The following is a 12,454-nucleotide window of genomic DNA, read 5'->3' as shown; positions in this document are numbered from 1 at the left end:
GGCTCCTCCGGTTCACCCGGTGAACCGGTAGGTCGCCGCCGCCTGCTCGAAGATCCGTGTCACCTCGTCCCGTTCGGCCTCCGGTCCGCGCACCTGCACCACGTGGTAGCGGCCGTCGATCAGCGCGGCGAGGTTGCGGACGTACAGCTCGCCCGCGTCACCGGTCCAGGTGAACTGGCCCTCGGCCATGGTCCGTCCGCCCACCTCGATGGTCTTCAGGCCGGTGGAGGTGGCCCAGCTGGAGTCGCGGTAGGGCTGGAGCTCGGGCTCGTCGTCGCGCTGGTAGGCCATGGGATCGCTGCCGAACCGTCCGGCGCCGTCCCGGCCCGGTACGACGATGAGCTCGAAGTCACCACGGGCGTAGACGACCTGGCCGCTGCCGTTCTTCGCGGTGCGCTGCCAGTCCTCGGCGACGGCGACCCGGAAGCCCTCCGGGTCCTCGCGCAGGGTGAAGCCGTCGGCGACCTCGGGGCCGGTGGTCTGCGTCTCGTTGGAGGGAGCCGACTCATCGGGGCTGTCGCCGGGGCTGTTCTCGGGCTCGGGCGCGTCCTGGTCCGTCCCCGGCTCGCTCGGTGCGGCACTGGCCTCGCCTGCGGCGCCGGTGCGGTCGGCCGGGCCGGTGCCCTCCTCACCGGACTTCGGCATGAACAGCATCGCGTAGGCCATCGCCGCCGCCAGGGCGAGCAGGACGAGCAGGAGCAGCGTACGGCCGAGCCTGCGCGGCGACCCGGTCTCCGGTTTGGCCCGCTTGTGCCGTCCGTGGTGTGCCGGGAGCGCGGCGCGCCGCCTGCGCACCAGCTCGCCCCGGCGGCGTATGACCGGCAGCCGGCTCGTGTCGGTGGCGGGCGGTGCCGCTATGACGTGCACGCCGGCCTCGGGCTCGGGCGCCGACCGCACCAGCGAACGCAGCCAGCCGCGCAGTTCCTCGAAGTCGGGCCGCTCGGTGGGGTCCTGACGCAGCAGCGACTCCACGACCGGCCGGAGCGGCCCGCACTCCTCGGCGAACGCGGGCGGCTCGGCGCACACCATCTGCACCAGCTCTGCGGTCGACTCCTCGGGGTAGGGCGCGTGCCCCTGCACGGCGCGGAACAGCAGCGAACCCAGCGCCCACAGGTCCGTGGCGGGTCCGATCGGCGCGGCCAGCTGCCAGTTCTCGTGGACGGGACCGGCCTGCTCGGGCGCCCAGCGCTCGGTCACCGGTCCGACGACGGCCATCCGTGCCTGCCGTGCCCGCTCGGCGGCCAGCGCGGTGGTGGGGCCCCGGCGCGTGGGGGTGTGGGCCACCGACTCGTCCCAGCGTGCGGGCGGGGCCGCAGCGGGACCGCCCGCTGCCTCCAGGGCGCCCGGTCCGGCGGGGGCGATGCGTCCGCCGGCGCTGGGGACGGCCGGTGCGCCGCCGGTGCCGGTCCAGGGGGTGGTTCCGGGCCGGCCGGGGGCGCCGACGCCGTAGGGGTCGGCTATCTGTCCCGGCGGGACCGTGCCGGGCGCCGGTCCGTCGCCCTCGGGGGCGGGCCGGGCGCCGGGCAGGGCGGCACGGCCGCTCTGCTGGGCCTCCTGCACCCGGGCGGCGGCACGGGCGCCCGCCCGGTACGCGGCGATCGCCCCGGCGCGGGCCGCCCGCACGTCATCCGCGCCGTCGAGGGCCCGCGGGGCGGCGGCGGGGGTGAGGCCGTTCGCCGTGTCGGCCGCGGCGGCGGGCAGCCGGCCGGCCCGTGCCTCGATGGCGGCCCGGCGCGCGGCGTCGGGATCGGTGCCGGCGGTGAACCCGGGCGGCCAGGAAGGGAGAGGCCCGGGGCTCGCCGGTTCCGTCGGCGGCTGCGCCGCCCGTCCCGGGGCATGTGGTGCTCCCGTGTCCTGGCCCGGTCCGGCGTCCTGGGCCGGCACGGGGTCGTAGCCGCACAGCGCCTCCTCCGCCGCACCGACGGCGAGACCGGTCAGCATCACCCGGCCGTCGTCACAGACGAGCACCGTGCGCGCGGTGATGTTGCGGTGCACCCAGCCGTGGGAGTGCAGCACCCGCAGGGCCGTCAGGACGTCGGAGGCGACCTCCGCGGCCCGGTACGGGGACAGTGGCTTCTCGGCGAGCAGTGCGGCCAGCGGCCGCGCGGCGACGAGTTCACTGACGATCCACAGCGAACCACCCTCCGCGAACACGTCGAACACCTGGTCGAGGCGCGGGTGGTCGGGGATGGCGGCCGCCGACTGCGCGGCCTCGACCGCGCGCCGCACCACCGGGTCGGTGGGCCGCCGCGTGCCCGTCCGCGCCGGTCCCGGCCGGGTACCGGCACGCCGTGCGCCACCGTCACGCGCGGTGAAGCCGTCGGGCAGCCCCTCGGCGTCGAGCACTTCGGCCTCGACGACCTCCGGCAGCGGAACCTGCCTGACCAGGACCTCCTGACCGCTGTAGGTGTCGAAGGCGCGGGTCTCGGTCAGTTCGTACTCGTCGGAGGGCGGCAGCGGCAGGCGGTAGCGGTCGGCGAGAACCCGTCCCGCATAGTCGTCCACGTTGCCTCCCCCGGCATTACGGTCGGTCAGTTCCGTACGTCCGGCGCGCCGTTCCGGCTGCGTACGGTCCGCACGCATTCACGATACGTGCCGGAGGCAACCCGCAGAGACGGGATGCCACATCTGACTCCCCATTCCGGGAACCGCCCATGCTCAGGACTTCGGCCGGAACGTCCCGGTCAGCGTCCGCCAGGTGTCCTTGCGCTGCTCACTGCCCCACGTGTCGGCCTTGGCCGTGTACATCAGTCCGTACCCGAGCCGGTCGCCGACGACGGTCCCCCGGTCGACGGTCCGGTACGTGGTGCCGTTCTCCACGTAGGTGAACTCCCAGTCGGCCGTGTTCCAACCCCGGTACTCCACCGCCTCGATACGGATGCGCTTGTACTGGGAACGCACCATGGTGCGCTCCTGGTTCTTCCAGTCCGCGACCGGGTCGTCCTTCGGCGCGGTCGTCCAGCCGATCAGCAGCTTCTGCCCGTCGGGCCCGGTGAACCGGTCGCCGGCCGACCCCGAGGAGCGGAACCTCCACCCCTCGGGCAGTCCGATCGAATACCCCTGGTTCCCCTTGTACGTCTGCTTCGCGGGCGCACCGCCGGCGCTCCCGGCCGACTCCCCCGATCCGCCGGAACCCGCGCCCGGGGTGCTCGCCGCCCCACCGGAGGCCGTCTCCTTCTCCGCCGGTCCGGTCGTCCTGCCGTCGGTGCGGGTGCCGTCGCTCTCGTCGCTCTTGGGGTCCGCGCTGGGGGTCCGGCTCGCGACGGTACGGCCGCCGCCGCTGCCCTCGGCGCCCTGGCCGCCCTCGTCGTCACCGCCGAGCACCAGGGCCAGTACGGTGCCGAGCACGGCGAGGGCCACGACCACCGCGATGACGGCCAGCGTCCGCCGCGGCACCACGTCGGTGAGCGGCGCACGCGGCACGGGCCGGGCCGGCAGGTCCGGCGGCGTCATCACCGGCCACCCCGAACTGCGGCCGCCGGAGGCCGGCTTCTGCCGCGCGGTCCCCGGTGCGGCCGAAGGGGACACCGGCGCGCCGGACTGCGCCCCGGCCGTCCCCGCCGCCGTCCCCGCCGCTGACCTCGAGGAGTCGGCGGCAGCACTCGACGCCGAAGCGGCGGTGCCGGTACCGGTCTTGGCGCGGGCCGCCGCCGCGGCGCCGGCCGATCCCGCGGCCACCGCGGCCTTCCGCACGGAACGCAACGCGCCCCGCAGCTTCTCGCCCGCCTCCTCGCCGCGCTTGGCCCCGGTCTCACGCTCGCCGGGCTGCTCGGGCAGCGGCACGACCTTCGTGGCGTCCGCCGGTTCCGGGCCGGCCTCCTTGGGCTCGGGCGCGTTGATGACCGCGTTGAGCATGACCCGGGCACCGCGGTCGTCGAGCCGCTGGGCGGGATCCTTGGTGAGCAGCCCGTAGATGACGTCCCTCAGCGGTCCCGCGTTCTGGGGCTCCTCCAGCGGTTCGGTCATCACCGCCGTGAGCGTCGCGATCGCGGAGCCCTTGTCGTACGGCGGGGTGCCCTCCACCGCCGCGTACAGCAGCCCGCCGAGCGACCAGAGGTCGGCCGCCGGCCCGGGCTTGTGTCCGCGCGCCCGCTCCGGGGAGATGTAGGAGGGGGCGCCGACCAGCATGCCGGTCGACGTGATGGACGGGTCGCCCTCCACCTGGGCGATGCCGAAGTCGGTGAGGACCACCCGGCCGTCCTCGGCGATCAGCACGTTCGACGGCTTCACGTCGCGGTGCAGAATGCCCTCGCGGTGCGCGGAACGCAGCACGTCGAGCACGGCGAGCCCGACCTCGGCGGCACGCCTCGGCTCCAGCAGACCGTCCTCCCGGATGACCTCGGCGAGCGACTTGCCCTCGACGAGCTCCATCACGATCCAGGGCCGGTCGTCCTCCTGCACCACGTCGAAGACGGTGACGGCGCTGTTGTTGCGGATCCGCGCGATCGCCTTGGCCTCGCGCAGCGTTCGCGTGATGAGCCGCCGCTTCTCGTCCTCGTCGATGCTCGACGGGAAGCGGAGTTCCTTGACGGCGACGGTTCTTCCCAGGGTCTCGTCCTGGGCACGCCACACCGTCCCCATGCCGCCGCGGCCGAGCACGTCTCCCAGCCGGTACCGCCCGGCGAGGAGACGTGCGCTCTTGTCCTGACGGGATGTCCCCGCCCGCTCCGCCTCCGACATGCGTCCCCTCATGCAAACCGCCCTGACAGAGCCTTCATTGTCCCTCACCCGACAAGTGCTCGACGCCCAGGGTGCCTCTGGCCGCGCCCCGGGTCCGGCGCACGCGGAACCCGGGTGAAGGACGGGTTCCGCCACCCTGCATGATGGGCCCCGACGAGGGAGGACCCGGATGCCGCCGCTTCGGACCCTACTGGCCGTTCCTGTGGCCCTGGCCCTGCTCGCCCTTGCCCCGGCCGCTTCCCCGGCCCCGGCGGTACCGTCCGCTGACGCGCTCCTTCCCTTGCTGGTCACGAGGGGTGGCGCCCCTTCAGCGGCCCTGCTGGCCCTGGACGGAACAGGCCTTCGCTACGCCGACGCCGGCCCGGGCATCGAGCGTGCCGACCACTTCCGCGCCGGCAGCATCACGAAGACGTTCGTCGCCACGGTCGTCCTGCAACTGGTGGAGGAGCACCGCCTGTCGCTGTCCGACACCGTGGAGGACCATCTGCCCGGCCTGGTGCGGGGAGCCGGCAACGACGGCCGCGCGCTGACCCTGCGGTCCCTGCTCACCCACACCAGCGGACTCCCCGACTTCACCGCGAAAACCCGGGGCACCCTCCCGGTGACACCCCTTCACGCCGTACGCATCGCACTCACCCGTCCCCCGGCCGACCGCGGCCGCTTCTCCTACTCGAACACCAACTACGTCCTGCTCGGCCTGATCGTCGAACAGATCACCGGCCGTTCCTACGCCGACGAGACCGAGCGCCGCGTCCTCACTCCCCTGGGTCTGACAGGCACCTCCTTTCCTGGCTCCCGCACCTCTCTGCCCCGGCCGCACGGCCGCTCCTACGCCGCCGACGGAACCGACGTCACCCGGCTCGACCCCCGGGTGGCCGGTGCCGCGGGCGAACTGGTGACCACCCTCGCCGATCTCGACCGCTTCTACTCGGCCCTGCTCGGCGGTGAACTGCTGCCCCCGCGCCGGCTGCGCGAGATGCTCGACACCCGTACCGCACACGGCTCGTACGGCATGGGCCTGTTTCCCGTGACGCTTCCGTGCGGCACCACGGTGTGGGGGCACAACGGGCGTATCCCCGGCAGCTACGTGCGCACCGCAGCCACCGTCGACGGCCGGCGTGTCCTCACCTTCCGGGTGAACACGGACACGGTGACGGATCCCGGTCTCGAGTCCGCGATGCTCGCGGCCGAGTTCTGCCCCCGCACCCGGTAGAACGGCCGGGCTCCGAACGGGGATCCCACCTCCCGCCACCCGTTCGAGTGATGCGGGGCGGTTACAGCGGCACGATGTCCGGTGCGCCCAGCCGCGCGGCGTCCGCCGTCAGGTCGTCGGGCTGCCGCTGCGATTCCCGTTCGGCCTCGACCCGCTTCTCGTAGTGCTGCACTTCGCGCTCGATCTGACCCTGGTCCCAGCCCAGCACCGGCGCCATCAGCTCGGCGGCCTCCCGCGCGCTGCGTGTGCCCCGGTCGAACGTCTCGATCGAGATGCGGGTGCGCCGGGTCAGCACGTCGTCCAGGTGCCGGGCCCCTTCGTGCGAGGCGGCATAGGTGATCTCGGCGCGCAGATAGTCGTCGGCCGCCTGCAACGGCTCCCCCAGAGAGGAATCGGAGGCGACGAGGTCCAGGACCTCCTCGGCCAGCGCGCCGTACCGCTGCAGCAGGTGCTCCACCCTCACCGGGTGCAGTCCCGTGCGCGCGGCCGTGCGCGCCCGCCCGTTCCACAAGGCGTGGTACCCCTCGGCGCCGACCAGCGGCGTGTCCTCGGTGACGCAGTCGGCGACGCGCATGTCGAGTCCGTGCACCGCCGCGTCCACCGCGTCCTTGGCCATCACCCGGTACGTCGTGTACTTCCCGCCCGCGACCACGACCAGTCCCGGCACGGGATGGGCCACGGTGTGCTCGCGGGACAGCTTGCTCGTGGCGTCGGACTCGCCGGCGAGCAGCGGCCGCAGACCGGCGTACACGCCTTCGACGTCGTCCCGCGTCAGGGGTATCGCGAGCACCGAGTTCACCCGCTCGAGCAGATAGTCGATGTCCGCGCTGGACGCGGCCGGGTGCGCCTTGTCGAGGTCCCAGTCGGTGTCCGTGGTACCGACGATCCAGTGCCGGCCCCAGGGGATGACGAACAGGACGGACTTCTCGGTGCGCAGGATGAGCCCGGTCGTGGAGTGGATGCGGTCCTTCGGGACGACCAGGTGGATGCCCTTGGAGGCCCTGACGTGGAACTGCCCCCGCTCACCGACCATCGCCTGTGTGTCGTCGGTCCACACGCCGGTGGCGTTGACGACCTGCTTGGCGCGCACCTCGTACTCACCGCCGCCCTCGACGTCCCGCACCCGGGCGCCGACGACACGCTCGCCCTCGCGCAGGAATCCCGTCACCCGGGCGCGGTTGGCGGTCTTCGCGCCGTACGCCGCGGCCGTGCGGACGAGGTTCAGGACGAACCGGGCGTCGTCCATCTGGGCGTCGTAGTACTGCAGGGCCCCGGTCAGCGCGTCCTTCCTCAAGCAGGGTGCCACGCGCAGGGCGTGACGGCGGCTCAGGTGGCGGTGCACGGGCAGACCCCGTCCGTGCCCGTGGGTCATGGCCATGGTGTCGTAGAGCGCGACGCCCGCTCCGGCGTACAGCCGCTCCCAGCCCTTGTGCTGCAACGGATAAAGGAAGGGGACGGGGCGCACGAGGTGCGGGGCGAGCTTTCCCAGCAGCAGGCCGCGCTCCTTGAGCGCCTCTCGCACGAGCGCGAAGTCGAGCATCTCCAGATAGCGCAGGCCGCCGTGGATCAGCTTGCTGGACCGGCTGGAGGTGCCCGACGCCCAGTCCCGCGCCTCGACCAGGCCCGTGGACAGGCCGCGGGTCACCGCGTCGAGCGCCGTACCCGCACCGACCACGCCGCCGCCCACCACCAGCACGTCCAGTTCGCGCTCCGCCATGGACGCGAGTGCTTCGACGCGCTGCGCCGGTCCCAGTGTCGCTGTCCTCACCGCTGCCTCCCGCTCATCGGTCGCATCGGCCGCACCCGTCGGGCGAAGCCCGGTCTCCCACCCTCATGCCCAGATTCTGACCGGCTTGCCCGACTTCAGCCACACGCGCCCCCAGCCTGTGGACAACGCCTGCGGAACGACTCACCGAAAACCAGCCGATCAATCCCACATAACGGTCATATTTACTCCTAGTCTGACATTGCGCTCGCCTGTCCAGTCCACAGCGCTTGCGCACCTGTCGCACTCCGGTTATTGGGAAGGACGGCCCACGCCATGCCCGCAGATCTCGCCGTCATCGGACTCGGCCCGTACGGACTGCCCCTGGCCCAGGCCGCCGTCGCCGCCGGCATCCCCACCATCGGTTACCGGACCGGCCCCGAGGCGGGCTCCCTCAGCGCCGCCGAGCAGCGCCGCATGCTCGCTCAGGGCTTCCGCACGACGACCAGCCCCGCCGAACTGGGCCGGGTGCGCACGGCCGTCATCTGCGCCCCGACCCCGCGCGGGGCGGACGGCGGGCTGGATCTGAGCCAGGTCGAGACGGCCGCCCGTACCCTCGCCGCGCGGCTGCGCCCGCACACCACGGTGATCCTGGAGTCCCCCGTGCCCCCGGGTACGACCGAGGGGCCCCTGCTGCGCCTGCTCGAATCGGGTTCGGGTCTGCGCGCCGGGCGGGACTTCCACCTCGCCCACTCCCCCAGCCGCGTCGACCCCGGCAACCGCGACTTCACCCCCGCCAACACTCCGAAGGTCATCGGGGGTCTCACCCCCGCCTGCACGGAGTCCGCCGCCGCCTTCTACGGCCGGATCACCGACAAGGTGGTGCGCGCGCGTGGCCCGCGCGAGGCCGAGACCGTGCAGCTCCTGGAGACGAACTTCCGCCACGTCAACATCGCCCTCGTCAACGAGATGGCCGCCCTCTGCCACGACCTGGGCATCGACCTGTGGGACGTCCTGCGCTGCGCGGAGACCAAGCCCTTCGGCTTCCACGCCTTCCGCCCCGGCCCCGGCGTCGGCGGCCACGCCGTCCCCCAGGACCTGACCGCCCACGCGGGCCGCACGCTGCGCATGGCGGAACTGGCCCAGGAGGTCAACAGCCGCATGCCGCGCTACGTCGTGCAGCGCGCCGCCGCGCTCCTCAACGAGCACGGCAAGTCCGCGCGCGGCGCACGCGTGCTCCTCCTCGGCGTCACCTACAAGGCCGACCTGGCCGACCAGCAGGGCAGCCCCGCGCACGAGATCGCGGTCCGTCTGATGGAGCTGGGTGCCTCCGTCAGCTACCACGACCCGCACGTACCGTCCTGGAACGTCCTCGACCGCCCTGTCCCCCGCGCGGACTCCCTCTACGAGGCCGCCGCCGAGGCCGACCTGACGATCCTGCTCCAGCAGCACCGCACGTACGACCTCCAGGGCCTGTCGGTGAAGGCCCAGCTGTTGCTGGACACGCGGGGGGCGACGCCCACGGGGGCGGCGCACCGGTTGTGAGAGGGGGCGCGCGGAGGGGCTCCGTGCCACGGGGGTTCCTGGTGGGCGGGGCGCCGCGCCGGTACGGTGGACAACAGGTGGAGCCCACCTCAGGGGGCACTGCGGCAGGCTCCGGGATGATGCACGGGTGTCCGCCCCTACTTCTTCTGGGGGCGGCCGCTCCCCATCCGAAAATCCGCAAGATCCACCTCCTCCGGCACTTCACCGTCCACAGACGGATCCGATCCCAGCGAGTGGGCTTGCGGTGGCGTCCCATGGGTGCCCCCTTCCACGACACCGCCCAGTAGCCCGGTGGACGGTCCGTCGGAATCGGGCCGGGCCCCGAGGGCGGGGCCCGGACCATGTCCTTGGAAGGGGGCTCCCAGAAGAACTGGGCGCCGTCGAGGACACTAGCGACCTCACACGGGTGGGCCGGCGCAGATCGGGCCTGAGGACAACCGTGCGCCCCCCGACTGCCACGGGCGCCCCCGCGCACACGGAAGGGGCCGGTCACCTCAGCAGGTGACCGGCCCCTTCCGCGCCGTACGGAAGCCCGCGGGCCCTACCGCCGGTGCTGCGAGTCCGCCACCGTCACCTCGACGCGCTGGAACTCCTTCAGCTCGCTGTAGCCGGTGGTGGCCATCGCGCGGCGCAGGGCGCCGAAGAGGTTCATCGAGCCGTCGGGCGTGTGGGACGGGCCGGTGAGGATCTCCTCCAGCGTGCCCACCGTGCCGAGGTCGACCTTCTGGCCGCGCGGCAGCTCCTCGTTGACGGCCTCCATTCCCCAGTGGTTGCCCCGGCCCGGACCGTCCGTCGCGCGGGCCAGCGGGGAGCCCATCATGACCGAGTCCGCGCCGCAGGCGATCGCCTTGGGCAGGTCGCCGGACCAGCCGACACCGCCGTCCGCGATGACGTGCACGTACCGGCCGCCGGACTCGTCCATGTAGTCACGGCGGGCGGCGGCCACGTCGGCGACCGCGGTGGCCATCGGCACCTGGATGCCCAGCACGTTGCGCGTGGTGTGCGCGGCACCGCCGCCGAAGCCGACCAGGACGCCCGCCGCGCCGGTGCGCATGAGGTGCAGGGCCGCCGTGTAGGTGGCGCAGCCGCCGACGATCACCGGGACGTCGAGCTCGTAGATGAACTGCTTCAGGTTCAGCGGCTCGTGCGAGCCGGAGACGTGCTCCGCCGAGACCGTCGTACCGCGGATGACGAAGATGTCCACACCCGCGTCGACGACGGCCTTGGAGAACTGGGCGGTGCGCTGCGGGGAGAGCGCGGCGGCGGTGACCACGCCCGAGTCGCGCACCTCCTTGATGCGCTGCCCGATCAGCTCCTCCTTGATGGGGGCGGCGTAGATCTCCTGGAGGCGACGGGTGGCCGCCTCGGCGGGCAGGCCGACGATCTCGTCCAGCAGCGGCTGCGGGTCCTCGTAGCGCGTCCACAGGCCCTCGAGGTTCAGCACGCCGAGGCCGCCGAGCTCACCGATGCGGATCGCCGTGGCGGGCGAGACGACCGAGTCCATCGGAGCGGCCAGGAACGGCAGCTCGAAGCGGTAGGCGTCGATCTGCCAGGCGATCGAGACCTCCTTCGGGTCCCGCGTACGGCGGCTGGGGACGACGGCGATGTCGTCGAAGGCGTACGCCCGGCGGCCGCGCTTGCCGCGCCCGATCTCGATCTCAGTCACGTCTGTGGCCTTTCCCTGATGCGTTGCAGCGCCTTCCAGTATCCCCGACGAGCACGGCGCCCACCGCCCCGGACATACGGCGAGGGCGGCCCGGGCAATCCGGAGCCGCCCTCGCCGGAGCCCGCCGTCTACGCGCGGCTGTAGTTCGGCGCCTCGACCGTCATCTGGATGTCGTGCGGGTGGCTCTCCTTGAGGCCCGCGGAGGTGATGCGCACGAAGCGCCCGTTGTCCTGGAGCTCGGGCACGGTACGGCCGCCGACGTAGAACATCGACTGGCGCAGGCCGCCGACCAGCTGGTGGACGACAGAGGAGAGCGGGCCGCGGTAGGGCACCTGGCCCTCGATTCCCTCGGGCACGAGCTGCTCGTCGGAGGCGACGCCCTCCTGGAAGTACCGGTCCTTGGAGAACGACTTGCGGTCGCCGCGGGTCTGCATGGCGCCGAGCGAGCCCATGCCGCGGTACGACTTGAACTGCTTGCCGTTGATGAACATCAGCTCGCCCGGGGACTCCTCGCAGCCCGCGAGGAGCGAGCCCAGCATCACCGTGTCGGCGCCCGCGACGAGGGCCTTGGCGATGTCGCCGGAGTACTGCAGGCCGCCGTCGCCGATGACCGGGACCCCGGCCTCCTTGGCGGCCAGCGCGGCCTCGTAGATCGCGGTGACCTGCGGGACGCCCACGCCGGCGACGACGCGCGTGGTGCAGATGGAGCCGGGGCCGACACCGACCTTGATGCCGTCGCAGCCCGCGTCGACGAGGGCCTTGGCGCCGTCGCGCGTGGCGATGTTGCCGCCGATGACGTCGACGCCGGTGGAGTTCGACTTGATCTTGGCGACCATGTCGCCGACCAGCCGGGAGTGACCGTGCGCGGTGTCGACGACGATGAAGTCGACACCCGCCTCGACCAGGGCCTGGGCGCGCTCGAACGCGTCACCGGCGACACCGACCGCGGCACCGACCAGCAGCCGTCCCTCGGCGTCCTTGGCGGCGTTGGGGTACTGCTCGGCCTTCACGAAGTCCTTGACCGTGATCAGGCCCTTGAGGATGCCCTGGTCGTCGACCAGCGGGAGCTTCTCGATCTTGTGGCGGCGCAGCAGCTCCATGGCGTCCGGGCCGGAGATGCCGACCTTGCCGGTGACCAGCGGCATGGGCGTCATGACCTCGCGCACCTGGCGGGAGCGGTCGGTCTCGAAGGCCATGTCACGGTTGGTGACGATGCCGAGCAGCTTCTTGTTGCCGTCGGTGACCGGGACACCGCTGATGCGGAACTTGGCGCACAGGGCGTCCGCCTCGGCGAGCGTGGCGTCCGGGTGGATGGTGATGGGGTCGGTGACCATCCCCGACTCGGAGCGCTTCACCAGGTCGACCTGGTTGGCCTGGTCCTCGATGGACAGGTTGCGGTGCAGGACGCCGACGCCGCCCTGACGGGCCATCGCGATCGCCATGCGGGATTCGGTCACCTTGTCCATGGCGGCGGACAGCAGCGGGATGTTGACCCGCACGTTCCTGGAGACGTACGAGGCGGTGTCGATCTCGTCGGGTGCCATGTCCGACGGGCCCGGCAGCAGCAGCACGTCGTCGTAGGTCAGCCCGAGTGTCGCGAATTTTCCGGGCACTCCGTCGACGTTGGCAGTCATGACACCTTCCC

The 12,454-nt window shown here is 72.7% G+C and carries 7 protein-coding genes; 2 read left to right on the top strand and 5 right to left on the bottom strand.

The window, feature by feature from the left end; all coding sequences use genetic code 11:
• Positions 1-12 precede the first annotated feature (12 nt).
• Both BU52_RS27870 and BU52_RS27865 read right to left on the bottom strand, forming a co-directional pair.
• The gene (locus BU52_RS27870; RefSeq protein ID WP_037939563.1) at positions 13-2,505 is read right to left on the bottom strand and encodes a protein kinase; all 2,493 of its coding nucleotides are present in this window, start codon (positions 2,503-2,505) and stop codon (positions 13-15) included.
• A 153-nt stretch (positions 2,506-2,658) separates the two neighbouring features.
• Positions 2,659-4,680 carry a serine/threonine-protein kinase gene (locus BU52_RS27865; protein WP_037939559.1) on the bottom strand — a complete coding sequence of 674 codons (2,022 nt, stop codon included), beginning with the start codon at positions 4,678-4,680 and terminating at the stop codon, positions 2,659-2,661.
• A gap of 169 nt (positions 4,681-4,849) precedes the next feature.
• Between BU52_RS27865 and BU52_RS27860 the strand changes: the two genes are divergently transcribed.
• Positions 4,850-5,893, top strand: coding sequence for a serine hydrolase domain-containing protein (locus tag BU52_RS27860; RefSeq protein WP_037939554.1), 1,044 nt, complete (start codon positions 4,850-4,852; stop codon positions 5,891-5,893).
• Positions 5,894-5,954: 61 nt separating this feature from the next.
• On the opposite strand, the gene BU52_RS27855 is transcribed toward BU52_RS27860, so the two are convergent.
• Positions 5,955-7,661, bottom strand: a complete 1,707-nt coding sequence (locus BU52_RS27855; RefSeq protein ID WP_037939551.1) for a glycerol-3-phosphate dehydrogenase/oxidase — start codon at positions 7,659-7,661, stop codon at positions 5,955-5,957.
• 273 nt (positions 7,662-7,934) lie between these two features.
• Here BU52_RS27855 and BU52_RS27850 point away from each other — a divergent pair, with 273 nt between their 5' ends.
• Positions 7,935-9,143 (top strand): nucleotide sugar dehydrogenase, encoded by a 1,209-nt coding sequence (locus tag BU52_RS27850; protein ID WP_037939548.1) that lies wholly within the window; start codon positions 7,935-7,937, stop codon positions 9,141-9,143.
• A gap of 541 nt (positions 9,144-9,684) precedes the next feature.
• Here the strand turns inward: BU52_RS27850 and BU52_RS27845 are convergent.
• Positions 9,685-10,809, bottom strand: coding sequence for a GuaB3 family IMP dehydrogenase-related protein (locus BU52_RS27845; protein WP_037939546.1), 1,125 nt, complete (start codon positions 10,807-10,809; stop codon positions 9,685-9,687).
• A 128-nt stretch (positions 10,810-10,937) separates the two neighbouring features.
• Positions 10,938-12,443 carry an IMP dehydrogenase gene (guaB, locus tag BU52_RS27840; protein WP_037939543.1) on the bottom strand — a complete coding sequence of 502 codons (1,506 nt, stop codon included), beginning with the start codon at positions 12,441-12,443 and terminating at the stop codon, positions 10,938-10,940.
• Between the last annotated feature and the right edge of the window lie 11 nt (positions 12,444-12,454).

This window comes from Streptomyces toyocaensis, assembly GCF_000725125.1.
Classification (GTDB): Bacteria; Actinomycetota; Actinomycetes; order Streptomycetales; family Streptomycetaceae; genus Streptomyces; species Streptomyces toyocaensis.
The sequence above is the reverse complement of the archived record's forward strand: the minus strand, read 5'-3'. Positions and strand labels throughout refer to the sequence as shown.